This window comes from Mesorhizobium sp. 1B3 (genome assembly GCF_050958605.1).
GTDB lineage: Bacteria > Pseudomonadota > Alphaproteobacteria > Rhizobiales > Rhizobiaceae.
Map to the genome: position 1 here is coordinate 589,140 of NZ_JBJHDO010000002.1, position 25,080 is coordinate 614,219.

Annotated in this window: 18 protein-coding genes and 1 pseudogene; 15 read left to right on the top strand and 4 right to left on the bottom strand. The window is 56.5% G+C overall.

The features are described 5' to 3' along the window. The first annotated feature begins 3 nt into the window (after positions 1 to 3). The 3 genes from ACCO56_RS07880 to ACCO56_RS07890 all read left to right on the top strand — a co-directional run bounded on the left by ACCO56_RS07880 (position 4) and on the right by ACCO56_RS07890 (position 3,412). Positions 4 to 1,089, top strand: a complete 1,086-nt coding sequence (locus ACCO56_RS07880; RefSeq protein WP_433639314.1) for an ABC transporter ATP-binding protein — start codon at positions 4 to 6, stop codon at positions 1,087 to 1,089. A 48-nt stretch (positions 1,090 to 1,137) separates the two neighbouring features. Continuing rightward, the gene (locus tag ACCO56_RS07885; protein ID WP_433639317.1) at positions 1,138 to 2,259 is read left to right on the top strand and encodes a mandelate racemase/muconate lactonizing enzyme family protein; all 1,122 of its coding nucleotides are present in this window, start codon (positions 1,138 to 1,140) and stop codon (positions 2,257 to 2,259) included. Positions 2,260 to 2,434: 175 nt separating this feature from the next. Then, positions 2,435 to 3,412, top strand: a complete 978-nt coding sequence (locus ACCO56_RS07890; RefSeq protein WP_433639320.1) for a LysR substrate-binding domain-containing protein — start codon at positions 2,435 to 2,437, stop codon at positions 3,410 to 3,412. Positions 3,413 to 3,945: 533 nt separating this feature from the next. Here the strand turns inward: ACCO56_RS07890 and ACCO56_RS07895 are convergent. Further along, positions 3,946 to 4,689: a transposase gene (locus ACCO56_RS07895; protein WP_433639321.1), complete on the bottom strand. Its 744-nt coding sequence runs from the start codon at positions 4,687 to 4,689 to the stop codon at positions 3,946 to 3,948. A gap of 288 nt (positions 4,690 to 4,977) precedes the next feature. Next, positions 4,978 to 5,712 carry a TetR family transcriptional regulator gene (locus tag ACCO56_RS07900; protein ID WP_433639323.1) on the bottom strand — a complete coding sequence of 245 codons (735 nt, stop codon included), beginning with the start codon at positions 5,710 to 5,712 and terminating at the stop codon, positions 4,978 to 4,980. 268 nt (positions 5,713 to 5,980) lie between these two features. On the opposite strand from ACCO56_RS07900, the gene ACCO56_RS07905 reads away from it, so the two are divergent. The 8 genes from ACCO56_RS07905 (at position 5,981) to ACCO56_RS07940 (ending at position 14,889) form a co-directional block, all read left to right on the top strand. After that, positions 5,981 to 6,853 (top strand): 3-keto-5-aminohexanoate cleavage protein, encoded by an 873-nt coding sequence (locus tag ACCO56_RS07905; RefSeq protein ID WP_433639326.1) that lies wholly within the window; start codon positions 5,981 to 5,983, stop codon positions 6,851 to 6,853. Between the two features lie 84 nt (positions 6,854 to 6,937). Then, positions 6,938 to 8,131 carry a TRAP transporter substrate-binding protein gene (locus ACCO56_RS07910; RefSeq protein ID WP_433639327.1) on the top strand — a complete coding sequence of 398 codons (1,194 nt, stop codon included), beginning with the start codon at positions 6,938 to 6,940 and terminating at the stop codon, positions 8,129 to 8,131. 74 nt (positions 8,132 to 8,205) lie between these two features. Then, a complete protein-coding gene (locus ACCO56_RS07915; RefSeq protein WP_433639330.1) occupies positions 8,206 to 8,721 on the top strand; it encodes a TRAP transporter small permease in 516 nt (171 codons plus the stop codon). 2 nt (positions 8,722 to 8,723) lie between these two features. Beyond that, on the top strand, positions 8,724 to 10,028 hold the full coding sequence (locus ACCO56_RS07920; RefSeq protein ID WP_433639331.1) for a TRAP transporter large permease: 1,305 nt from the start codon (positions 8,724 to 8,726) through the stop codon (positions 10,026 to 10,028). 38 nt (positions 10,029 to 10,066) lie between these two features. After that, a complete protein-coding gene (locus ACCO56_RS07925) occupies positions 10,067 to 11,833 on the top strand; it encodes a CocE/NonD family hydrolase (protein WP_433639334.1) in 1,767 nt (588 codons plus the stop codon). A gap of 110 nt (positions 11,834 to 11,943) precedes the next feature. Then, positions 11,944 to 12,924, top strand: a complete 981-nt coding sequence (locus ACCO56_RS07930; protein ID WP_433639335.1) for a cyclase family protein — start codon at positions 11,944 to 11,946, stop codon at positions 12,922 to 12,924. A gap of 64 nt (positions 12,925 to 12,988) precedes the next feature. After that, positions 12,989 to 14,146, top strand: a complete 1,158-nt coding sequence (locus ACCO56_RS07935) for an alpha/beta hydrolase family protein (RefSeq protein ID WP_433639337.1) — start codon at positions 12,989 to 12,991, stop codon at positions 14,144 to 14,146. Positions 14,147 to 14,598: 452 nt separating this feature from the next. Continuing rightward, on the top strand, positions 14,599 to 14,889 hold the full coding sequence (locus ACCO56_RS07940; protein WP_433639824.1) for a gamma carbonic anhydrase family protein: 291 nt from the start codon (positions 14,599 to 14,601) through the stop codon (positions 14,887 to 14,889). A gap of 26 nt (positions 14,890 to 14,915) precedes the next feature. Here ACCO56_RS07940 and tnpC read toward each other — a convergent pair. Then, positions 14,916 to 16,446: pseudogene (gene tnpC, locus ACCO56_RS07945) on the bottom strand (IS66 family transposase). 68 nt (positions 16,447 to 16,514) lie between these two features. Further along, positions 16,515 to 16,871, bottom strand: a complete 357-nt coding sequence (tnpB, locus tag ACCO56_RS07950) for an IS66 family insertion sequence element accessory protein TnpB (protein ID WP_433639338.1) — start codon at positions 16,869 to 16,871, stop codon at positions 16,515 to 16,517. Positions 16,872 to 18,645: 1,774 nt separating this feature from the next. Between tnpB and ACCO56_RS07955 the strand changes: the two genes are divergently transcribed. The 4 genes from ACCO56_RS07955 (at position 18,646) to ACCO56_RS07970 (ending at position 24,861) form a co-directional block, all read left to right on the top strand. Beyond that, on the top strand, positions 18,646 to 19,437 hold the full coding sequence (locus tag ACCO56_RS07955; protein ID WP_433639340.1) for a hypothetical protein: 792 nt from the start codon (positions 18,646 to 18,648) through the stop codon (positions 19,435 to 19,437). Between the two features lie 12 nt (positions 19,438 to 19,449). Continuing rightward, positions 19,450 to 21,816 carry a hypothetical protein gene (locus ACCO56_RS07960; protein ID WP_433639342.1) on the top strand — a complete coding sequence of 789 codons (2,367 nt, stop codon included), beginning with the start codon at positions 19,450 to 19,452 and terminating at the stop codon, positions 21,814 to 21,816. A 9-nt stretch (positions 21,817 to 21,825) separates the two neighbouring features. Next, positions 21,826 to 22,803: an ATP-binding protein gene (locus ACCO56_RS07965; protein WP_433639343.1), complete on the top strand. Its 978-nt coding sequence runs from the start codon at positions 21,826 to 21,828 to the stop codon at positions 22,801 to 22,803. 555 nt (positions 22,804 to 23,358) lie between these two features. After that, a complete protein-coding gene (locus ACCO56_RS07970) occupies positions 23,359 to 24,861 on the top strand; it encodes a hypothetical protein (RefSeq protein ID WP_433639346.1) in 1,503 nt (500 codons plus the stop codon). Positions 24,862 to 25,080 lie beyond the last annotated feature (219 nt).

A 25,080-nucleotide genomic window follows, 5' to 3' on the forward strand; every position in this document is an offset into this window, starting at 1 on the left:
ACAATGTCGCAAGCCGGCTCAAAACTTTCGCTGCAACATCTGTCCTGCGTATTCGGCAACTATGTTGCGGTTGATGACGTGAACCTCGATGTCCAGAAGGGCGAGTTTATTTCCCTTCTAGGTCCATCGGGATGTGGAAAAACGACCACTCTGAGGATGATCGCTGGCTTCATCAAGCCAACGGACGGGCACATCCGGCTCAACAGCCAGATCGTCTCTTCCAGCAAAACGAGTTTGCCGCCGGAAAGGCGCAACATGTCGATGATCTTCCAGAGCTACGCCGTGTGGCCCAACATGACAGTCGCCCAGAATGTGGCTTTCGGTCTAAAGTTAAGGGGGGTCTCACGAGGGGAAGCTGGAACGCGCGTCGCAGAAGTCCTACAGCTTGTCAAGCTAGACGCCCTAGCCGAGCGCTATCCATCTGAACTTAGCGGCGGGCAACAGCAACGAGTCGCCCTCGCTCGCGCGATTGTCGTCAAGCCTGACGTCCTATTGCTAGATGAGCCGCTCTCCAATCTCGACGCCAATCTGCGCGAGGAGATGAGGACCGAGATCAAACGGCTCCACAGGCTGTTCGAGATGACGACGATCTACGTCACTCACGATCAGTCGGAAGCGATGACGACATCGGATCGCATTGTCGTCATGAGCAAGGGCAAGATCGAGCAGATCGACGATCCCGTGAGTCTCTATCGGGCCCCCAAGACGCGATTCGTCGCCAGCTTTATCGGCCGCACCAATTTTTTGGGAGTGGAAGTCGACGGCGATCGCCTCATAGTCGCTGGGATTGCGCAATCGGCGGACTCAGCGAAGCAGTTGAAACTGAGCAATGGCATCGGAACGGTGTCCATTCGACCTCAGGACTTCGAATTTCTCGCCGCCCAGGCGAACAAACGAACCGACGGGCTCGTCATCCCATGCAAAGTCACGGACCGCTCGTATCAGGGGGAATCGTGGGATTACACCGCGAGATTGGGTGAGACCGAAACATCGGTCCACGTCTCGACCCACCCAAAGCTGGCGATCCCGGTCGGAACGGCGACAAGCCTCTTTGTCCCGTTCGCCCAGATCGTCCCGATCACAGATTAGTAGCGGCCCAACCGCAACCGATGCAACTTTCAGCCATAGAGGCAAGTCGTGAAAATCACGGAACTCAGGACCTATGTTCATCCTCATGCATACAAGCATTACGTGTTCATCGCGATTGGAACGGATCGCGGCATCACTGGTTTCGGGGAAGCGACACTTGATCATCGCTGGCCATCAGTGATTGCCGGGGTAAAGGAGGGTTTCCGCGCGCTTTGCGGGAAAGATCCCACGACGATCGAGAAACACTGGTCCAGTCTGAAGGACAAAGTCTATTGGAGCGATGGCGCCAGCAGCCGTGCCGCGCTGTCGGCTATTGATCAAGCGCTCTGGGACATAGCCGGCAAGGCTTACAATCTCCCAGTGAACAAGCTCCTTGGCGGCGCCGTTCGGGAGCGAGTCAACGTTTATCTCAATCAATGGTGGGCGGGATACAAGTCCACCGACGACCTCATCAGCAAGGCAAGAGCGGCTATCGATCGAGGCGCGACGGCCTTGAAATGGTATCCCTTCGGTACGCCCGACCAATTCCAATATCAGATCATGCAGCATGATGTGCCCCGGGCTATCCAGGAAGTGAAGGCGGTACGCGAGGCAGTAGGGCCATCGATTGGGCTGATGGTCGATCTCTGGCGACGGCTGGATTGGGCCTCCGCGGCACAGTTTTGCGCTGGCGTTTCTGATTGCAATCTTTTGTTCGTGGAAGAACCGACAGAGTTTCAGAGCGCCGGCGCATACTCCCGTTTGTCGACCTCTACCCGCTCCCGGATTGCGTTCGGCGAAAGGTTTCATTCAAGAAGGCAGTTTGCCGAGGTAATCGAGAAGCAAGCCGTAGGACTGGTCCAACCGTCAATCATCCGTGTAGGTGGATTGTCTGAAGCGGTGAAGATCGGCCACGCGGCGGAAACCTACTCCCTTGGAGTGGTGCCGCATAACCCGCACGGCCCTGTGGCTATCGCAGCCTCGGTCACGCTTGCGTCCGTTCTGACCAATTTCGTCATCCTGGAATCCTACGAAAATAACAACCCGCCCACTCGAAGTCAGTTTGTGAAGGATGGCCCGTTGATCGAAGGCGATCACTACAGCGTCTCGGATCGGCCTGGCTTGGGGATCGAGATCGATGAAAGCGAGCTTAGGAACCTGTGTACAGAAGTCGATCGACTGGTCGCCTAGATGCTGTCTCCGAGAGACACCTTGCTTCCTTGGTGGCGGTTCCAGCGCCCGAAGATTTGTCGCAAGGCGGTCGTCGGCACGTTCCGAATTCATTCAGCGGTTGAAGGGCGCGGCTAGTGCGTTCTCGACGGCAAGGGTCACGACGCTACGTTTAGCGTCGTGACCCTTGCCTGAGATGCTCAAGGTTTTCATGATGTCGACAAACGACGTCCCGGGATACCGGGGAGACCGCAAGGGCAAAGCGAACTCGGTGATGAACTTCCGTCAAGTGGAAGCTTTTCGAACCGTGTTAATCACGGGAAGCGTCACGAAAACCGCGAAGGCTATGAATGTGACGCAGCCCGCGGTCAGCCGCCTGTTGAAGGATTTTGGCAAGGAGACCGGCCTGCTGCTCTTTGAAAGAGACGGCACGGGATTGAAGCCTACCCAGGAAGCGCGACAACTCTTCGAAGAGGTGAACCGCGCCTTTGTAGGCCTCGACAGCATAATGCAGGCTGCGCTTCAAATTCGGCACAAAGAGACGGCAGATCTCTCCATTGCAGCGATTTCCACAATTTCAATCAACGTTCTTCCCGAACTTGTCCAACGCATTTTGCGCCGGTTCGGAAATCATCCGATTGCCATCAACACGCTGACGACTCCCGAGGTTATCAGCGAAGTAAAGCAGGATATGGCGGGCCTCGGAATCGTCGAACTGCCCGTCAGCATCGACGGACTGTCGGTTGAGCGACTACCACCTATCCGCCCATTGGTTCTTTTGCCCAAGGGCCATCGTCTCTCAAAGAAGCAGATCGTGACGGCAGCAGATTTCCACAACGAGAACTACGTTGCACTTCCGAGCCATCTACTGCATAGGGCCAAGATTGACAGGATCTTTGCCGACCAGAATGTGGAGCCTCGTTTGGTGGCCGAGGCCCGATCCACGTTTGTAGCTGCCCGGCTCGTGTCTTTGGGCGTAGGGATCGCGATCCTCGATCCCTTCGTCGCGAAGACGTTAAGAAGTGAAGTGGATCTTCGCCCGGTCGATTTCGACATCCAGTATGAATACATCATCGTCTATAAATACAATAGGACACTGTCAAAACGCGAACGCTATGTCTGTGACTATCTGCATGATAAGTTTACCGAGTTCTCTCAAACCGACTTAGAATAACCAGTTTTGTCCTAATCATCAATTGTTGATCGAATTATGCGTGGCGAGGCAACGGTCTTCAGATCGACCATTGTCCAAAGCGAATTAAACCTTTTCCAGGCCATATTCACCATCTCGAAATAATGCCGCCATGCCTGTGCGGTGAACAATGTGAGACAGTCGGCGGCGACGAACCAGAGTTCATGGGCGGCTCTCGCGGCCGCCTTTCCTAGGAGAGCCTAGAGTTTCGAGAACGCCATCTCGATCGAAATCCGGCTAGTATGGGGGGCCGCAAGCAGCTCGACGCTGCCACGCTGTACAGTCGTGGGCCGGCGATGGAAGATGAAAGTTGCGCGCTCTATCTTCTACGAGAGCCGGACCACCGGCGGGTTCGTTTCCATAACAGCTCGCGATTCGAACGCGAGACCTCCACCTTCGGAAGAGGGCTCTGCCGAATATGTGACCTCTGCCTTCGGAGATACACACCACCTCGGGCGCGTGCAGGGAGTAGAGTTTGTTCCTGTCCTTCGGCATTTGGGCCAGCAACCGCTCGATTAGCCCGAGCAGCCGGGCGAACCTGGCCTCCAGCTCGGCATCCCCGGCCATCTTGCGCCGACGTCGCGGAACACCCGACGGAGGTAGGTGCGCAGGCGCTTGAGTTCGCGGCGCATGCGGCGGAACTGACGGGCGTGGGCATAGCGCCCGGCCCGCACTGCCGCCGCCTTGGCAAGCCGCGTGCGGCTTTGCCTGAGCACTATGCCGTGCCGCTTCGCCTGGCGGACCAGGATCTGCAGCGCTTGCAGATAAAGCAGGCTGTCGGTCGGATGAGCGATCGCCTTCGGCCGCACCGTGGTGTCGACGTTGACTCGTTCCGGCGAACCGGACTTTGCCGTTCCTGTCTCGAGCGCCACCTCGACGCTCGCCTTCAGCAGCGCCTCCAGCCCCTCAGGCCCGACCCGCTCGCGCCAGCGCGTCAGCGTGCTCGCATCAATCGGCGCCTTCGTGCTGGAAGAATTCGAAGCCACAGAAGAATTGCCAATACGCGTTTCTACCCAGCGCCCGACCACCTCCTCGTCCGACAGGTCGCAGACATGCTTGAGGTAGTGCAATCCCACCATCAGTCGGGTCGGCTTGGCCGGACGTCCCACTGGCCGGTAGAAGCGCCCGAAGGCCGCGTCAGAATCATCCCACGGCATCAGCTCCGACAGCCGGACCAGCGGATGTTTCATGTTGATGATCGCCGTAAGGCGCTCACGGAACAAATCGTTCTTGCTGGATGAAACACGGGGTGGGCGCATTGCAAAAACACCGAAAAATGACGGGAGCAGAAGATCTTTCCCGCATGTTCCAATACTTCAAACCCAATGGGAATCCCTCAAACGCAAGGTCTCCGCAGGTTTTTCAGGGCGGACTACTCAGCCTTGGCGAGCATTCGCTCTCCGTCCCGGGTCAAGCTCATGCCTGGCGCCGTCCAGTCGAACAAAACATACGCAGGCTCTCCTCCATTTCCTTGGTACCTCTGGTGAGCGGTTTTGAAATTCCGCCGGATGTGTTTCCCACACGAGCCGGTCGCTCCGCGTCAGGCTTCAAGTTGACGGGAATGACCTCCGGCCGAGAGGAGGTTCAGCTGGCAATGGAGCATTGAATCCTGCGACGAGAAACGGAATCAGGTGTCGAAGGGTCTCTTCGCCATCGCGAGGATCGCAGGCTCCTTCGGTAATGCTCTGAATCCGGCCGTTGTCCAACATACTGTAAACCATCGTGCCCAGGAGAAAGTGAAACCGCCATTCCAATTCCCTTCGAGGGATGTGTGGAACAGCTCTCGTGAGGGCATCGACGAAAGCTCTGCTGGAGTCGTCGAACGCCGCGCTGAGCACGCGCCTGGAGAAATCTTGAGGCTCCACAGCGAGCCGGGCTCTTAGCCGTGCAAACGCGATGCCACCGTACTTCTCATCTTGTCCAGAATTCAGCGCAGGACGCAGGAATGCCTCCAGGATTTGAATTAGTAGCGAAGGCCGCCCCTCCTCCTCTTTGCAAACGCGCAGCATTTGCATCCTGGCTTCGGCAATTGGCCGGGCCTTCGCAGTGAAGATGGCTTCCAGCAAACCTTCTTTCGAGCCGAAGTGATAATGCAAAGAAGCGACATTGACTTGCGCCACCGATGTGATTGTGCGGATGCTGACGGCATCAAAGCCTTGATTTGCAAAAAGTATTTCGGATGCTGTGAGGATGCGGTCACGCGGAGTCAGTTGTTTCAAGCCCTCCTGAAGACTGGTCATCAAGGTATCGACTTCAGTTGCGGTGGTCGATTCGCCGTTCATCGAAACCCTCCCTCAGGCTGCAGTCCGACCCACCTTCATTGTAAACGTTTGTTCACTAGGGTCAAGTTGTCCCGACCTGATGCGGTGTAAGACAAAAATAGTAACAAAAACAAGGTATTGATGAGATTTATCTAATAATTTGTACATATGTGCATTGTTCGGTTGACGTAAATAAACGATTGTTTATATGGTTGGCTTCAGCTTTGGTGGCCTCGTTGCCGTGGAAGCTTCCGCAGGCTGCAGCTCGCCTGCGACACATGGAGGAAGCATGACCAAGACAATCCTTACCGTCGCCGTGACGGGTAACCAGACCACACTTGCGCAGCATCCCAGGCTGCCGTGTACGCCAGAAGAAATTGCGGAAGCATGCATCAGCTCGGAAAAGGCTGGCGCAGCGATCGCACATATCCATGTTCGTTACCCGGATGGTGCACCGAGCATGGAGCTTGAGCACTACAGCGAAGTAGTCGATCGCATCAGGGATGCAGGGAGTCAGATTCTCATCAACCTGACGACAGGCCCCGGCGGCCGTTTCACGCCTTCCAAGGATGATCCCAAAGTCGCCGCTCCGGGCTCGACGCTGACTCACCCGATGCGCCGCGTCGAACATATCGTGGCATTGAAGCCGGACATCTGCACGCTGGACCTTAACACGATGTGGTCAGGAAACTCAGCCGTTATCAATCCGCCGGAAAGCCTAAAAGTGATGGCCGAGGCGATGCGTGAAGCCGGGTCGAAGCCGGAGCTGGAGGTGTTCGACAGCGGCGACATCCATCTGGCGCACGCTCTGTTGGAGCAGGGTGTACTCGACGCCCCGCCATTGTTCCAGATCGTTACCGGCATTCGATACGGCTTCAGCTGCACCACTCAGACGATGGCCTACGCAAGATCGCTTCTGCCCGACCGAGCCCAGTGGGCGGCATTCGGCGTTGGCAGGATGATGTACCCCATGCTCGCTCAGGCCTTCATCTTGGGGGGGCACGTCAGGATAGGGCTCGAGGACGGGGTCAAGCTGGACCGGGACACACTCGCCCCGAGCAACGCTGCCTTAGTCGAGAAGGCGAAACGCATTGTCAACGACCTCGGTGGCGAACTTGCTTCACCAAAAGAGGCCCGGACCATTCTCGGCCTCGGAGGGTAACGGGATAGCAGTGAAACGGTAGGCACGAAAGCGCTGCCGCAAGTCGAGACAAGACATTCAGTCCGAGCCGCAAGGGAGGAAACAATGCTGGCTAAGATATTCGGAACGACAGCTGTAATTGCGCTGATGGGCGCCGCGAGCATCGGCAATGCGCAGGAATCGTCCGGCTCTGGCGACCTAAAAGAGCGCCTGTCTGTCGCGAAAGCCTGGCTGGACGGGACACTCGATAACTACGGCGATCACACGATTACCTACGACGGCGAGCCTATCACGATCCGTGCGACCAGTCACATTCCCGATTTGTCCGAGTCTGCCGTTTTTGGCAAGCAGGCCTACCGAGTTCTTGAGGCGATGTCCGGCGGCAAGATCATTGTGCAAGATCGCTGGGGCGGAACTGTTCATGGAGTGAAGGAGGGACTCGAAGCAAACCGATCCGGAATCACGGACATGGCCGCGTGCTTTTCGAACCTGAATGCCTCAAGCTTCCCGCTAACACAAGCACTTGCACTTCCGGGCATATTCCCCAATGAGGCCGTCATGGCCGCCGTCGCCAGCCAGTTGGCCGAAGAGTACTTCCGTCCGGAATTCGAGCGATACGGGGTCTATATCGGCTACATCGCCGGGTCGGCACCTTTCAGCATCTTTTCGAAAAAGCCGATCACGAAGCTTGAAGATCTGGCGGGCCTCAAGGTGCGGACAGGCAGCGGATTGCAGCAGGAAATCTACGAAGCGTTGGGTGCAACGCCTGTTTCGATGGGATCGGGCGATTTATACTCGGCACTGCAGCGTGGTCTGATTGATGTAGTTACGACCTCGATTGCGGCGGCGCACACGTTTCGGGTCAACGAAGTGGCGTCCGATTTCACCTACACTCCGATAAATGTTGCCCCCTTGGAGTACTGCATGAATCCGCGCACCTACGAAGCGCTGCCGCCGGATCTGCAGAAGGTTGTTTATGACTGGAATCAGCAGATGGCACAAGTGTTCACGCAATTGCGGTTCATTGGCGCATCTGAAGAGGCTCGCGAGCAGTTCATTGACGAAGGAGTCAACTATCACGAGATCGATTCCGAGGAATGGACGCGGTGGCAGGCCAAGTTCGAACCGGTCGTTGAAGCCTATATCGAGCAGGGCGAGAAAGACGGGCTGCCAATGCGAGAACTGGTCGCGAAAATGCGTGAGCTGTCCAGGAAGTATTCTGAATTGACGCTGAACGAATTACTGCAGGAGACAATCGAGAGTCCTGCAATTGGCGTTTCTCCTGTCGCGAGCAATTAAGCTGCCGGCGAACCCGCCCATGGCGCGCGTTCATCTCGCTGGCATGGGCACTATTCAAAATTTCGGGGTCTCGAATGTCTCTACTGAAATTCATGGGTGACATCCCGCGCTTCGCGAGCCTGTTCAGTGCCTTCGTGGTGTTGCCGTTGCTGGCCATGCTGATCACCGTTGACGTGGTCATGCGTTACGTCTTCAACAGCCCGTTCATCTGGTCGCTCGAAGCCGCTGAATACCTCCTTCTCTTGTTCTTCATATGCGGCCTGGCTTGGTCCATCAGGGCTGGGGTCCACATCAGAATGACCCTTCTCTGGGATGGAATGGGCCCTCGATACAGGCGCATTGTGAGCTTGATCTATGCGGTGGCACTGATCGTCCCGTTCGCGATGATTGCGCACAAGGCGATCGAGGAAGCGCAGTTCGCTAGTCGCCTCGGCATGAAAACCAATGACCTCTCAATGCCAGTTTGGCTCTGGTATTCGCTTGTCGCGATTGCCGCGGCAATGACGGCGCTACAGGTTCTCGCACTGGCGGTCGAGATCGTACGCGGGCGTCGGCTCACGCTCGACGACAATCTCGCGGGAGGGCATTGATTATGGAGCCGCAAACGATCGGTCTCATAGCGTTCGGTGTCGTACTTTTCTTGATTTTTCTGGGCATTCCTATCGGTGCCGTGCTCTTACTTGTCGGGGCAGTGGGGCTCATAGTTCTCGAGGGATTGCACTACGCCGAGACCCAGTTGCTTCTTAACGTGATGGATCAGGGCACGAAGTTCGCTCTGACCTCGATCCCGCTATACGTCCTCATGGGACAGCTGGTTTATCGGACCGGTTTGGCGAGTGATCTTTATGGATGTGTCTACAGATGGGTCGGGCGTCTTCCCGGCGGGCTAGCGATCGCCTCAGTCATCGCAGCAGCAGGCTTCGGCTCTGTTTCGGGCGGCAGTGCCACTGCGGTTGCGACCCTCGGACCGATGTGCATGCCGGAAATGCGCAAGTTCAATTACAACGGAGGGCTTGCCGCTGGATGCATCGCTGCAGCCGGCACACTCGGTATCTTGATCCCTCCGAGCATCTTCCTGATCGCCTACGGTCTCTGGACCGAAACCTCAATCGGCGCACTCTTCATCGCGGGTATCGTGCCTGGACTCATGATGACAGGCGCTTACTCCGCAGCAGTCCTGATCCTGTGCCTCATCAATCCCAAGCTTGGTCCTGTCGGTGAGAAGTTCACTTGGCATGAAAAGTTCACGGCGTTGACCAAGGTCCTGCCGGTATTTGGCATCTTCATGATCATCACTGGCGGCATCTACGGCGGAGTTTTTGATCCGACTGAAGCCGGTGCCTTCGGCATCGTCGGCGTCCTGATTTTCGCTGGCCTGATGGGACGACTTAACTTCGGCGTCTTTGTAGATTGCTTGAAGTCGAGTGTCGGAACCAGCCTGATGATCTTCCTCGTCCTGCTCGGCGGTCATGTGATCAGTCGGTTCCTCGTATTGACCGATCTGACATCTGACCTCGTGCAGTGGATCGTCGCATTCGATCTCTCACCCTATGAGCTGATTGTTGTGCTGACCATTATGTACATCGTCCTCGGGATGCTCCTCGATATATGGGCTATGCTGCTTTTGACGATCCCTTTTGTAGTTCCAGCCGCAGTCGCCACCGGAATCAATCCGATCTGGTTCGGTATCTACATTATCGTGATGTCCGAGCTTGCGGCGATCACGCCACCTGTTGGGCTCAATGTCTACATCATGGCCCGCAATGCGCCGGAAGTTTCGGTCGGGCGGATATTCCTCGGCGTGACGCCGTTCTTTATCGCGTCTCTGCTTGTTGTCGCAATCCTGACAGCCTTTCCGGAAATCGTGCTCTGGCTGCCAAACATGGCATTCGGCTGACCGCCTGGGTGTACATCAACTTGAGAGGAGGTCCCCAAATGACCTTGGACGCCGATGAAAAACCAATCGGACAGTATGCAAGCGAGGTGCGCGACGGAATGCACATCGACTGGGACGTTCCGATCGAGATGGATGACGGGAATGTCCTGCGTGCGGACGTCTACCGTCCGATCGCCGGGGGGCGGTACCCGGTGATCATGTCGCACGGCCCCTACGGCAAGGGTTTGGCCGTACAGGAGGCCTACAAGAGCGCCTGGACGAGGATCATCAAGGGCGCGCCGAACGTGCTTGAAGGATCGTCGAACGTTTACCAATCCTGGGAGGTGGTGGACCCGGAGAAGTGGGTGCCCGAAGGCTATGCCGTTGTCCGGGTCGATTCGCGTGGTGCGGGACGATCGCCGGGTTACCTTGACCCTTATTCTAAGCGGGAGATTCGCGACTTTTACAACTGCATCGAATGGGCAGGGGTGCAGGCTTGGTCAAACGGGAAGGTCGGCCTCAACGGCATTTCCTATTTCGCGGTGAGCCAGTGGTTGGTCGCTGGGCTGCAACCGCCGCACCTCGCAGCCCTCTGCGTCTGGGAGGGCTGCGGCGACCAGTACCGGGACGCGTTCCGACACGGCGGCATTATGTGCAACTTCATGATTGGTTGGGCGAAGCGGCAGGTCGTCACCGTCCAGCACGGCTACGGTGACCGCGGCGGCAAAAGTAAAGTGACGGGGCTGAACGTCGCGGGAGACGAAACGTTGCCAGAGGATATTCTTGCGAAGAACCGCAAGGATATGGCCCGTGCTGCAATCGAGCACGAGTTCCTCGACGACTTCTACATTGAACGCTCGGCTACTTATCCTGAGGTGAACATCCCCCTGCTGTCAGCTGCGAACTGGGGCGGAATGGGGCTCCACACCCGCGGAAATCTCGTCGGCTGGGAACAGGCTGGAAGTAAGCAAAAGTGGCTTGAAGTGCACGGCGACAGCCATTTTACGCCGTTCTATAAGCAGGAGGGAGAGGCGCTTCAGAAGCGGTTCTTCGGCCACTTCCTCAAGGGCGAGGACACCGGTTGGGACCAGCAGCCACCGGTTGAGCTGAACGTACGTTACCCTGGCGAGAAATTTATCAAACGGGCGGAAACCGAATGGCCACTAGCACGGACCGAGTGGACGAAGTTTCACCTTGACCCCGATACAATGTCGCTTGGCGTCGAACCGACCGAGACAGAAGCCACCCTCGACTACGATACAACCGGAGAGGGGCTCCTTTTCTCGACGGGTCCCTTGAAGAAAGAAATGGAGATCACAGGCCCGATTGCGGCGCGGTTCTCAGTGTCCTCCGCGACCACGGATGCCGATTTGTTCCTCGTGCTGAGGCTCTTCGATTCGGATGGGAGAGAAGTGACATTTGTTGGCTCGAACGATCCCCGCGTTCCGATTGGGCTCGGCTGGCTGCGGGCTTCGCATCGCAAGCTCGATGCGGAGTTGTCAACGCCTTGGCGGCCTTGGCACAGCCATGACGAAGCATGGCCTCTCACGCCGCAGGAGCCGGTCGAGTTGGAGGTGGAAATCATCCCAACCTCAATTGTGATCCCGGTCGGCTATTCGCTCGCTCTCATGATCAGGGGAAGGGATTTCGAACATCCCGACGATGCTGCGATACCCGACGCGCCGTACCCCATGCGCGGCGTCGGCCCGTTCTATCACAGCGTTCCGGCGGACCGGCCTCCTGAGGTTTTCGAAACGACCAACACACTGCATTTCGGCAGGGACCATCCCGCCTACCTGCTCTTGCCGGTCATTCCCGCCACTTGATGGGAAACGACGGCGGCAGAACCGTTCCGGGCATATGCATCATTCACCAACCAGCCTGACGTCGTCGGCCTGGATAGCTAAACTCATTCGTACTCCAAAGGAGCAAGCCAATGCACTCAACAGATCGGCCACGCATTGATCGAAGAGATATCGATAAGGCTGCGGAGGACCTGAAAAACTGGGGCAAGTGGGGCGAAGATGACCAACTCGGCACGCTGAACTATACCAGCGCAGAGGATATCATCCGCGCCGCAACGCTGGTCCGGCAAGGAAAGGTCATCTCCCTCGGGTTGAATTTCGACAATAATGGTCCGCAGGCAGGGCGATCGAAGTTCCCTCCTGTCGGGCGCTTCAATCCCATCCATACTATGCTTCGCACGGGGACCGACGCCTATTCTGGTGTCCTGGATAAGCGCGGGATGCGGTCGGCGGATGACATCGTGATCATCCCGTCGCAATGCGCCACGCATTGGGACGGTCTCGCCCATATCTTCTTCGACAACCACATGTGGAATGGCTACGACTGCCGCGAGGTTTCGTCCTTTGGGGCAGCAAGGAACGGTATCGAACAAACCAAAGAGAAATTCGTAGGCCGGGGCGTGCTTCTCGATCTGCCCCGATATCTCGGTCTCGATTGGTTGCCGGAAGGTTTCGCGATCACGACGGAACTGCTGGATTCCTGTTGCGAGGCGCAGGGCGTGAAAGTCGGCACCGGCGATTTCCTTCTCATCCGCACTGGACAAATGGAGGAGAAGTTCGCCGCCGGCTCTTGGGACGGCTACAACGGAGGTGATGCACCTGGCATGGCGTTTGAGACCCTCTATTGGCTCCAGGACAAGCAGGTCGCGGCTGTGGCTATGGATACGTGGGGGTGCGAGGTCCGACCCAATGAATCGGTCGAAGGCATAAGCCAGCCATGGCACTGGATCTGCATACCAATCATGGGTTTGACAATGGGAGAGATCTTCAAGCTCGACGTGCTGGGAGAAGAGTGTGCGAAAACTGGAGCATATGACTTCCTCTTCGTCGCCCCCGCGTTGCCTGTAACGGGTGCTGTCGGCTCTCCAATCAATCCGCTTGCCATCCTTTAAACTAATACGCCGGTATCCGCACGATTACCAGGCTGGATAATCGAAGATCCGAGGAGGACGCAGTATGTATGAGTACTTTGATAAGAACTATGCTTGGAATCTGACCGCGGTCACCTTGATCGAGGAGGTCGGCACTATCACCCAGCCCGCAGAAGCATTCGAAGCAGCGGCACCCTTCCAGGATAGCGATCCTGTAGAGGCGAGCGTCGCCTGGCACGACGCGATGGTGGCAATGGGAGAAAATCTCGAACGCTACGCAGAGCGCGATCTGGCCGATGGCCACGGGCTTACAGCATCGCGTAAGTTCCACCGGGCTGCCATGTTCTTCATTCGGGCCGAGCGCATCATGTCGCACGACGATCCGCGCCAGATGGCAGCCTATCGCCGTGCCATCGCAAATTACCGAAAGGCGCGCGAGCATGCGAAGGACGGTGTGGAATTCATCGAAATCCCCTTTGAAGATGGGATGATGCCGGGCCTTCTGGTCAAAGCCGAAGACGTGCAGGGGAAACCTGCGCCAATCGTTATTCACATTCAGGGCTTTGATTCCATCAAAGAGACCCAGTTTCCCATGTTCCAGGAGTACCGGCGGCGGGGTCTGTCCATATTGATCATGGACCAACCAGGGGCAGGAGGAGCAATCAGGCTACATGGCCTCAAGGCCCGGCACGACTCTGAAACCTATGTCAGCAAGATTGTCGACTGGATCAAGAAACGCCCGGATCTGGCGACCGATCGCATTGGCCTGCAAGGGATCAGCCTCGGTGGTTACTTCGCACCCCGAGCCGCCGCCTTCGAACCTCGCATCAGGGCTGTGGCCTGTTGGGGGGCGCTGTTCGACTGGCCTACGTTGTGGGCTAAACGACTGGCAAATCCCGACGATTCGCATCCCTCCGTGACCAATCCGCTGAAACACGCAATGTGGACTTTCGGCACTGGCACCCAGGCAGAGCTTTTGGGAGTTATTCAGAAGATGACCCTTGCGGGGGTGGTTGAACGCATTGATTGCCCGCTACTGGTGATTCACGGCGAAAACGACCGTCAGGTCCCGGTGAGCCAAGCGCAGGAGACCTATGACCGCGCGAAGATGGAAGACAAGACGCTCAAGATTTTCACCAAGAAAGAAGGCGGAGCCGAACACTGCCAAATCGACAACAGGGCGATCGCAGCAGACTACGTTTCGGACTGGTTTGCATCGCGTCTCGTGGGCAGGCCCGATTGATCCGAGTCCGGCGAGACGTAGCCTTGACCCGGGCTTGATGCTCAGTTCGACAAGGCTGCAACCTAAAGAATGCCCTTTTTCCCCTGTCGCGTTCGCCGCTGTCCGGCGCGGGCGATATTAAGAAGGGCGTTGCTTGGCAGGCCTGCGATGCATCCAACCAATCGGCAGTACTGGCGGGTAGCTTCCATCCGGCAAGAAAAAACTTAAGGAATGTTATCGTGACGTTGTATGCTCTCGACGGAGTTCGCCCGGAGGTCTCGGCCGATGCAGGGTTCGTGGCGCCGGACGCCGTACTTATCGGCAAAATCGTGCTCCGTGCCGGCGCCAGTGTCTGGTTCGGGGCAGTGCTCCGAGGCGACAATGATCTTATCGAGGTCGGAGAAGGCTCCAATATCCAGGATCATGCGGTTCTGCATACCGATCCCGGATTGGAACTACGTGTCGGTCGACACGTGACCGTCGGACATAGGGCGGTACTGCATGGCTGCACAATCGGCGACTGCACTCTAATCGGGATGGGGGCAGTTGTGCTGAATCGCGCTGTCGTGGGGTCCAACTGCATTATCGGGGCAGGAGCGTTGGTCACGGAGTGTACCCAGATCCCGGACAATTCACTCGTGGTCGGAGCTCCGGCTCGCGTTGTCCGCGATCGGACTCCGGATACCAGGGCAGATCTCGTGGAGCTTGCGGCTCGATATACGACTAACAGCGCCAGATACTGTAGGAAATTGAGCAAAATCTGAAGTCAGGTACTTCGTAAGCGTCGTCCTCAGGCCACGGCCTTGAGTGCGGCAGCCTGGCTGTAGGCCCACGGGAGGAGTTCGTCGATCTGGCTGTTTGGGTGGCCGTTGACGATCCTGGCGAGCACGTCGGTTAGGTAGCCTAGCGGCTCGACTTGGTTGAGCTTGCAGGTTTCGATCAGCGAAGCGACGACGGCCCAATGTTCTGCACCGCCGTCAGAGCCTGCGAAGAGTGCGTTCTTGCGGTTGAGAGCAATCGGGCGGATCGAGCGCTCAACGGTATTGCTGTCGATCTCGATGCGGTCGTCGAGGAAGCGCAAGAGGCCTTCCCATCGGGAGAGCGTGTAGCGGATGGCCTCGGCAAGCTTGGTCTTCTGGCTGATCAGGCCGAGTTTCTCGCGCAGCCACGGCTCAAGCTCTGCCAGGACCGGCCGACTGTGCTCGTCGCGCACGGCACGGCGCGCCTCCGCGATCTGGCCGCGGATGTCGTCCTCGATGCGGTAGAGTTCCGCGATGCGCCGGAGCGCCTCGCTGGCGATCGGCGCAGGACCGGCCGCGGCGAGTTCATAGAAGCGCCTGCGCACGTGTGCCCAGCAGAAGGCGAGCCTGACGCCGTTCTTCTCGGCGAGTACCCGATAGCCGCCATAGCCGTCGACCTGCAGGATTCCGGCAAAGCCCGCCAGACGGGCGATCGGCCGCTCAGCCTTCCGGTCCGGCGCATAGACATAGGCGACGCCCGGCGGGTCGCTCCCGCCCCATGGTCGGTCATCACGGGCGTAGGCCCAGAGCTGCCCGGTCTTGGTCTTGCCGTGGCCGGGATCAAGCACCGGAGCGGTGGTCTCGTCAGCGAACAGTTTTGGCGACGCCCGTCAGCTTCCTCAGCATCCGCTCATGCACCAGACGCAGATGCCAAGCGGCACGGCCGACCCAGTCAGCGAGCGTGGAGCGATCGAGATGGATGCCCGGTCGGGCGTAGATCTGCGCCTGGCGATAGAGCGGCAGGTGATCGGCATATTTGGAGACCAGAACCTGGGCGACCGTCGCCTCGGTCGGTAGACCGCCTTCGATCAGCCGGGCAGGCGCCGGAGCCTGCACCACCACGTCCTCGCAGGCGCGACAGGCATATTTGGGCCGGCGCACGACGATCACACGCAACTGCGCCGGCACAATGTCGAGCCGTTCGCTGACATCTTCACCAATCCGGTGAAGTCCGTTGCGGCAACAAGGGCAGGCCTGGTCCCCGATGTCGACGACCATCTCGATGCGCGGCAGGTGCGGCGGCAGCGCGCCCCGGTTCGCCCGCCGCTTTTCGGCGTGTCCCCTGCGCATGGCCGGATCGGCACATTCAGCCTCTTCCTCGCCAGCCGCCTCGATCTGCTCGGCCTCCTCGAGGCCAAGCAGCAGTTGATCTTCGGGCAGGCTTTCGGCCCGGCGGCCGAAGCGGTGACGCTGCAGTTCCTTGATGATCTGGGTCAGGCGAGCATTCTCGATATCGCGCGCCAGGACCATCGCCTTCAGCACATCCGGATCGTCGGGAAGCTGGTCCACCGTCATCGCCATGATCGGATCAGACCATATTCGCCAGTTCCGGCGACAGCGGAATCGAGGCTGATTCACTTGGTCGCGGATCAACCCGCCTGCGCCGGAGCTCGCGTCCGGCGGGCTTCATGGACCCGCCGCCAGTCAAGCCCTTCAAGCAGCGCCGACAACTGGGCGGCCGTCAGCCGCATTACGCCATCCTGCACTTTCGGCCAACGGAACTCGCCATCCTCCAGCCACTTCGCATAGAGGCAGACGCCGCTGCCGTCCCAGAAGATCAGCTTGATCCGATCCGTTCGTTTCGCGCGGAAGACATAGACTGCGCCGCTGAACGGATCGGCGCCCATCGTCTCGCGCACCAACGCAGCCAGCCCCTCCGCACCCTTGCGGAAGTCCACAGGCTTCGTCGCCACCATGACCTTGACGGCGCCTGTCGGCCCGATCACGACGTTGCCTTCAGCGCACGGATGACCGCCGCAACCGTCTTGGCGTCGGCGCCGCGCCAACCCGCATGGCGATGCCGTCGATCTCAAGCTCGATCACGCCAGCATCTCGGGCCGCCTTCCGCTTCCGCGGCTGAGCTGGACGCTTCGGCGCGGGTTCCGGAGGCGGCGCTGTCACCACCGCCGGCACGAAGCCCGGGGATTCCTGCTGCACTGAAGCGGCCTGTTTGCGCGCTTCGCGCCGCCAGGCGAACACCTGCTGCGGCCTGAGACCATAACGCCGGGCGACTTCGAAATGATTGCGTTCGGTTCCAGCGTCTCCGCGACGATCCGCGCCATATCATCCATCGACCAGTGACGCCGGCCGCCAGCACCGTTGATCACCTCGAAACGCCGGGGCTGCCGCTCCGGGTCAAGCGTAAGGTCAAGTCCAGACATAAGCCTATCTCCGATCCCGCTACAGGATCGGCAACCTCACAGATTGCGATCACTCCCGAAAGGTGGCCCGGAAACACCGCTTACTTTTCCTCATGTCTCCCCCATGCCGAATATACACGACTAATATCGACTGAACGCGAGGAGGGTAAGATCATTCGCGCGGAGGCACAGCACTCCTGCTGCGGCCACGATTCCATCCTGCCGAGGTGCCCCTACGGGTCTGCACTACCAAAGAACTGACTTGCCGCGGTTGCACGACCAGCTGCTGCGGCTAAAGTCAGAGCAGGTTCTGGGGTAGGGGCATCATGGACTATCAGGGCGGAACCGCCGAAAGTGCGGTTAGGCAGCAACTTCTTGCTGATCGGAAGAACCTTTTGGGCACGCGGAACCGACTTATAAATGTCCCGCTGCTCGAGGGTGCAAAAGCGCGGTACCGAGGCTTAATGCACAATCTTCTATCCCTATTCGCCTTTTGCATTGTTTTATCGCAGTGATTATCTGCAATTTAGCGGTTCCAAAATCTTAGTGAAGTTTTCTCAGGGGAGAGGGACGTCGGCGAACCAATACCCATCTGGTGTGCTATGGAATTCGTCCTTGGCATCCCACATGATTCTCCCCACCCGAGCTTCTGGCTTGGAGGAGTTAAGCACGATCCCAGCCCCTTCCATCATTGCTACTATTTGCTTGCGTGTTAAGGGCCGATTTTCGGCCCGGAGCGCTTCGCGCACGAAACTCTTTACGACATCGACTGTCTCCCGGGACCGCTTTTGACGAACTGGCTTCGCCCGTCCGCGAGGGCCTACGTCCTTTGGGAGGTAATTTGCCGGGTGAATATTGCTCTTGAGAGTGTCCCGAGCAACCCTAAGTGCTTCCAGTTCTTGTTGTAGACGGCGTAGTGCACTCTCTCTCGCAGTAATTTGCGTTTCAATATGCTGAAGCACATCAGTGAAGGGAACCGTATCCGCGTTCATATCGGATTCCATATCATTTAGTTCCTTGTTCTAAATGACACCCTCTATTCACAAGGAATACGAATCATGTCATAGTGATTCCAAGTGAGGGGCCGCCTGGTGGTGCAGGCGGCCCCGCCAGATGACCGAACCCTTCGTCGTTGCGATCTGAAAAGGGCAAGCCAAATGGTCAAAACATTCTATCACCTATACCGATTCGAAGCCAGACAATGCCATTTAGTGCGTTGCCATTTTTGCTGGCAGCATTTTCCCAAATGTCGCGTTTAAAAGCCGATCGGACCTTACGTATCGGTCGCTGAGCTTTCGCTCCTCGTTGTCAGAGTCTGCTTGGTTCTTTGCTATGGCTTAAGGAACGCAAGGGAAAAATCGTGACAGCTTCTTCGTCTAAGTATCACTCAGGTGTTGTTGCGCGAATTATCTCCTCGTCAGATGGTGGACCGCTGCGTCGCATAATCAATGGCCGATCCAGGCGGCCGACCGGCACATTTATTTCCGTAAAAGGTGGCTTCAGGGCAATGCCTTGGGAATCGATGAAATGCGAGCTTCCAACACTTCAGTTAGCTGAAGTCGGGACGCCGATCATCTCTCTTGTGTCCCAGCCCCATCGCCTGGAAATGATAGTGAGAGGCCAAACGCGCCCATTGATCTACTTTCCAGATCTTATGTTGACTGTCGAACAGGACTTCGCCGACGCGCTTCGAACCACCCCATTCGGCCTTGCCGTGATCAACTGGCATGCCCGTCTACCCTCGAAGCGTGGAATTCGGCGCGTTTTCGTCGAAGTTAAGGATGACAACGACAGCCGTGTGTTTGACGAGCTTTATGACCAGAAGCTTCAGCTGGCGCGGGCGGTGTATCGGAGAGTTGATGCCGAATTTATTACTATATTTCGTTCGCGAGATCTTGAATGCATCAATCTCCGCCCGATCAAGGACATTTCCCTCGATAATCTAACTGCCGTTTGTGTGGCCGACATCGACCGGGCTGTGGAAAGAATAGAAGCACAACGCGGCGAGACATCATTTGGCGAATTAGTGGATTCCCTCGGCGGCGGTCGATTGGGGGAAGCAAAGGCACACGCATTGCATATTCGTCGAATGATCTCAATCGATCTGAGTCGACCTGTGCAATATGCATCTGCTGTTCGGCGGGTCCGGTAGGCGCACACTGTGATGATGCGCGGTCATCACAATAATACGAAATCGAAAGGAACTTCCTTTTGTAGGCGGAGGAGTGCGGCCGTCAATATCGATGTCGCTACAGGTCAACTGTATCTATTCCCCAATGAAAACCGCTATGAGCTTTGGGAGTTCAAAAAAAGGAAGCGTGATGGCTCGTTTGTGCTCTTGAATGACACGACTGAGAAGAAAAAGACCATCCCGCCAGACGAGTTTCAGGAGATGCGGTGCGATGGGAGAGCTATACGGGTTTCCCGGGCCCAAATAGACCGGGATGGCGACATCATTCCGGGCGATATCGATCCTTTGTCGATGCTCGGCCCTGACGACAAAGGCATTTCCGCGAGAGAAAAGGAGCGTCGCCGTGCTGCTGGCGAACGGCTCATGAAAGCTCGCACGCTTCGCTTCTACGCGATTAGGCACGATGAAGAAGAAAAAGCAGACGCGGGGCACGGAAAGGTCTATCTGGAACGTATAATTGACAAGTATTATCAAGAGGCGTGCGCGCATGGATTTCTCTGGCGGCCGTCATTTTCTGCCCTGCAGAGAGCATTGCTGAGTTACGGAAAGGTGGGAGATAGGCCTCTCACAGCATTTCTTACCTACGGGAAGCATAACGGTCTACCCTTCTGGCATATAGAAGTCCTCCGGCTCAAGGAGGAAATGATCGCCTGCTTTTGGTCTCCAGAAAGGCCGAGAATTAAGGACGCGATTTCATCATTCAATGCGAGATTCGACGTTGAACTTCGTCGGCGGTGTGAGCTAGGCGAAGCCCCGTTTCAGAGGCCGACTAAGGAGACACTGCGCCTTTGGATAAATGGCGCAGGTGATCGGGAAAATTGGTGCCGTCGCTTCGGCGACAAATCCGCGAAAAGAAGATTCCAGGGTGTTGGTAAGTGTATCTCTGCGAGTAGGGCCCTGGAGTACGTCATGTTCGACCATACCATGGTCGACACCTGGGCTAGACTATTAGACAAAAATGGCAGCGAGGTGTTGGTGTTGCGGCCTTGGCTAACACTCGCAATCGATGTCTACTCACGGGCGATATTGGCCGCGGTTCTTACTGCATATCCACCTTGCCTGCACACTGTGATGCAGTGCTTGAGGTGGGTGGTTCGCCCAAAGAAGTTCCTTGTCGACGAGTTCGGGAACCATAAGGGGGCCACAGACTGCTGGGGCAAACCGTCTTACATAATCGTAGACAACGCTTGGGAATTTTCAGGAGTTTCCTTTCAAGTCGCCTGCGAAGGAGCCGGGATCCATGTGATCTGGTCTCCAGTCAAGACGCCGGAGTTCAAGGCATACATTGAGAGATTCTTCGATACGTTGAACGAAGAGGTCTGGCACCGGATGCCTGGGGGAATTCAATTTACCCCAACTGAACGAGCTAAACTTGAACTCAATCCCCGGCAAGAAGCGTCCTTTACCATTGAGGAACTCGAAGACCGTCTCTGGCGTATGATCGTAACAATTTATCACGTCGAGGTTCATGAAGGCATCGGGATGGCCCCAGCAAGGGCTTGGAAGCTTTCATTGGCACGTTTCGATCGGCCGACGGTTGATGACATCACTGGGCTGGACAAGCTTATCGGAGCTGCGCGAGTTTGCACACTGTCAGCCTCTGGGATTGAGGTTCGGGGGCACAGATTCCATGATCAAGCTGTTACATCGAGACTATTGGATGACTTGATCCGTTTTAGTGAAGGCGGGGTCAAGCAGAACTTTAGACATCCTCGACGTGGTGTCCGCGTTCTTGTGACCATCGATCTGCCGAGTTGCGGTTTTGTACATGTTTGGAATCCGCGTACCAGACAGAACGTTAAACTGCCCAATATTGACGAATTCTATACGGATGTTTCTTGGGAGGAAGCTGAGACTCTGAGGGAATTCGCAGCCAAGGAAAACCTTGCATTCCATTCCGACTCGGAGAAGTGGGCTGCCCGCGAAAGTTTCCGGTCCTCTATTGCTGCTTCCATACCCACCAAGCCCTATCGCGAGGCCAAACAGCTGGCGAGGCATCTCACGGGTGGTCGGCACCAACTGGTGCCAGGAGACACAGTGGTGGAGACGGTGGCGGAGCCTTCGTCTGCCGGCATGAATTCGCCCGAAATCCCCGTGGCGATTCCCGCGAGCGCTCGCTCCGACGAAAGGCTTCCTCCGAAAGGACCACGGCGCGGCGGCCGAAAGGCGACCAGAAAGAGCAAGGAAAGCAACGCTCTTAGGCGTTCTGCGCGGGCGCTGGATTCCCGGCAACCGAAACCTACCGAAACTGCACGCCAAGCTACCATCAGAGACCGCGACGCGTACATGGTACCCGACCCTGTTGCACTCCTCGCCGCGCTGGAAGCGGATCTCGACTGAAGGTGCACTATGAGCCAAACAATCACGTATGGAAGAATTCTAGAGGAATTCCTTAATATGCGTATCAAGCATCCGCGCCTCGACGATGCGTATGCTTTGTATGACGACCTGCGCCATGTAAAGAGGTCGTGTCCCCACGAACCACAGCGGTTCGGAGCATTATTTGCAGATCCCCAATCGGGTAAGTCCACATGCGTCAAGATGTACATCGAAAGCCGAGTGGTTGACGACGCAATTGAACGTGGCCTTTTTCCTGGCAGCATGGACAGAAGGATCGTTGCCAAGCAACAACGCTTAGCGCTCCATGTAACCCTCTCGACTAACGCAACACCAAAATCATTAGCAACCGACATCCTTACAGCCTTTGGTGACCCTCGGGCCTCATACGGTACTGCGCAAAGCCTTCTTCAGCGCGCCTACGGTTACATGCAGCATTTTGGAACTGAGATAGTATTCATTGATGAAATTCAACATCTAGCACACAAGACCGCCAGGGTCGATGGCAAGGCCGAGAGAAGCAATCTCCTTGAAAGCACAGCTACGACCGATACACTAAAAACGATGCTCCTAAATGGGCTTGTTCCCATGATGTTTGTTGGAGTTCGCGAAGCTAGGCATCACTTGTTCAATGATCCGCAACTAGCAGCGCGTTGTATCAGTGAGCTGGATTTCGGCAGGTTGACTTTCGACAACCCAAAATCCAGAAACATATTCATTGAGTATTGCGGGCGGCTAGGAATCAAGCTTCAGCAGCACGGTTTATTCTCTAAAGCTAGCGATCTTGTTTCGGGTGCGATCCCCGGAAACATAAATGAGGTTGCGGGTGGACGCTTAGGGATGGCGTCAAATTTGGTGCTAGCCGCGTGCAAGGTGGCAGTGGAAGAAGGAGCGCCTTGCGTCACGTGGAACCACCTGGATGAAGCCACAGAAGACTGGGCAATTCCTATGGGGATTACTTCCCGCAATCCCTTCAGGCGTCAGAGATAGGAGCTCAAAATGGCCATGTTGGCCAACCGCCCCAGTTGGACTCGTGTTAGAAATTCCGGACGTGATCTGCCAGGGACACCGTCTCTACCAATACCAACGGTTCCGTTCGAGGGGGAGAGCCTAAGGGATCTGGTATTTCGAGCACTAGGGCAGAACTTTCACGCCTCACCTGCCGAAGTGATGGATATAATTGGCCTACTGTGGGCTGCGGATACTGCATTCAATTCGGTTGGTCGAGAGCTTGAGCTTGCTACTCTTCTTGGCCTCCCGGCTGGAGCCCACGACGTTTCAATTAGGCTTTATAAGCCTATCGAAGGAAGGAAGGGCTGGATCGACTTTTTTGGGATACCACTGCGACGCACGCACTATATGTCAAAGCATCGCAGGGTATCGCCGAGAGCGCTCAGAACAGCAGTGTACGGACGCGCTATCTGGGCTATTCGCCCGCTGTCATTTGACCCTCATACCAAAGAGGCCCTGCTATCTTCCTGTCCTGAATGCAGGCGGCCGTTGGACTACTTTCGCTCCTATGGGATTCAGTTTTGTGGAAGGTGCGTGCAAAGAGACCGAAACAACTTCATTCGTCCGATTGTCGACCTCAGGGACTTCCCGCAGCCTCTTGTGGAGGTGGAAGATGAAGAAGCGCTGGATTTTGTTACGAGTCTAATCGCCTCGGCTCAAACGTCGACGCCGAAGCTGGTGTTGCCTTTCTCGGAATGTTCTCGGGGTGATGTTTTTGAGTTTTGCATCGTGTTAGCAGCAGCCGTGGCGGCAAATGGACGGTCACCTGATGCAAAACCAAATCGGGCCAAACTGGATTACGCAGTCATCACACCCAATCTGCTTGCACAGGCTGGACGTGCAGTGCTGGATTGGCCGGAAGGCTTGCATCGCCTTGCAGACAGTGCGCGGTCGACCTCAGACGCTCGAGCAGGATTTTTCGGGATCAAGAAGGAGCTCGGCTCATTACTGAATGTTCCGTATGGTCCGAGCCTCACGAGTAACATTAAGACCGAATTTCGCGCGGTCCTATACGATAATATGCAGAGGTCTGCCGAACGCGCAAACTTGGTTCGTCGAGTTGAAACTCGATTTGACGCAGATTTCTTGACGTGCGATCAGGCAGCCAAGGAATTCGGAATGTCCCGCCATGTTGTCCAGAGATTGTCGCGCGATCCGCGTTTAACTGTTTTGCGCGCCCATGGTACACAAAAATCACCCGCGCTACTGAAACGACACGAGATCGCTTCGATTGTCGCATTACGTCGCCAACTTTGCTCATCAGCGACAATCGAAAGAGCGTCTGGAATTCCTATTATTGCATTGCAGGGATTGTTAGACATTGGCCTTTTAGAAATGGAAACAGGTCTAGCTAAATCGATCGCAGGGCGTGGCATTCACTTTTGTCCCGGTTCGTTTGAAGCGTTGCGTGAACGCGTTGGCGAAAAAGTCGAGCAGGCTTCTGCACCTATCCATTTGGTACGAATTACTAATGCGGTGAATCAAATTGGATATCACCTTGGCAATCCTTGGCCTGCGATCCTATCGGCGATTCTTGAGGGGCGGTTGTCGATTTGGAGAATGCGGTCAGGTAAGTCCCTGATGTCCAGTTTGGGCATAGAGCATATTGGAGCAATCGCGGACTTAGCTCCCGCCTTTGCGGCCTGGTCTGTTGGCGCTGATGCCGAAGCACATCTCACCCAACAGGAGGCCGCCGTTCTGATTGGAAGTACCGACTTTGTGGTCTCGGAGTTAATCAAGATGGGATTCTTGCCTATTGCACCTCGCCGAGCCGACGTACAGGCCTTCACGGAGAATTACGTGCTTCCTGCTGAGGCCCGTTGGATGATGGGTGGTAAGGCGTCGCTTGAATTGCGGCCTCTTCAACTGCACAAAAGGTTAAGTCTTTGGGGGCTTTCTCTGGAAGGCTCAGGAAAGCACGGTACGTATATATGGAGGCGAGCAGCACTGGCGTCTCTGTTGAGTTCTACAGAATCGCCTGTGCTTGGAGCGCCGAATCACATTTTGTTGGCAGATATAGAAATATCAAGCACTTAAAAGAATCGCTGCTATTTTGCGGCGACACTTGGAAAATAGCTCGTTTGACGATGCGTCGCTGTGCAGCCTGAGGCTTGTGCTAGCTTCCGGGGCCTTGGTAGCAACAAGCCGCAGGCACCGAAAGGAACCGACCCGATCTCGTTGCCGGCCTCGGCTCGAGACTTGACCGCGAGATAGTCTGCATGATCGGGCGAATGCCGTGATCGCGCCCCCTTTAGG

Bases quoted from the DNA above. Each gene is read 5' to 3' on its own strand.
- ACCO56_RS07880 (WP_433639314.1), top strand. From the start codon at position 4: ATGTCGCAAGCCGGCTCAAAACTTTCGCTGCAACATCTGTCCTGCGTA.
- ACCO56_RS07890 (WP_433639320.1), top strand. From the start codon at position 2,435: ATGCTCAAGGTTTTCATGATGTCGACAAACGACGTCCCGGGATACCGG.
- ACCO56_RS07895 (WP_433639321.1), bottom strand. From the start codon at position 4,689: ATGCGCCCACCCCGTGTTTCATCCAGCAAGAACGATTTGTTCCGTGAG.
- ACCO56_RS07900 (WP_433639323.1), bottom strand. From the start codon at position 5,712: ATGAACGGCGAATCGACCACCGCAACTGAAGTCGATACCTTGATGACC.
- ACCO56_RS07905 (WP_433639326.1), top strand. From the start codon at position 5,981: ATGACCAAGACAATCCTTACCGTCGCCGTGACGGGTAACCAGACCACA.
- ACCO56_RS07910 (WP_433639327.1), top strand. From the start codon at position 6,938: ATGCTGGCTAAGATATTCGGAACGACAGCTGTAATTGCGCTGATGGGC.
- ACCO56_RS07915 (WP_433639330.1), top strand. From the start codon at position 8,206: ATGTCTCTACTGAAATTCATGGGTGACATCCCGCGCTTCGCGAGCCTG.
- ACCO56_RS07920 (WP_433639331.1), top strand. From the start codon at position 8,724: ATGGAGCCGCAAACGATCGGTCTCATAGCGTTCGGTGTCGTACTTTTC.
- ACCO56_RS07925 (WP_433639334.1), top strand. From the start codon at position 10,067: ATGACCTTGGACGCCGATGAAAAACCAATCGGACAGTATGCAAGCGAG.
- ACCO56_RS07930 (WP_433639335.1), top strand. From the start codon at position 11,944: ATGCACTCAACAGATCGGCCACGCATTGATCGAAGAGATATCGATAAG.
- ACCO56_RS07935 (WP_433639337.1), top strand. From the start codon at position 12,989: ATGTATGAGTACTTTGATAAGAACTATGCTTGGAATCTGACCGCGGTC.
- ACCO56_RS07960 (WP_433639342.1), top strand. From the start codon at position 19,450: ATGATGCGCGGTCATCACAATAATACGAAATCGAAAGGAACTTCCTTT.
- ACCO56_RS07965 (WP_433639343.1), top strand. From the start codon at position 21,826: ATGAGCCAAACAATCACGTATGGAAGAATTCTAGAGGAATTCCTTAAT.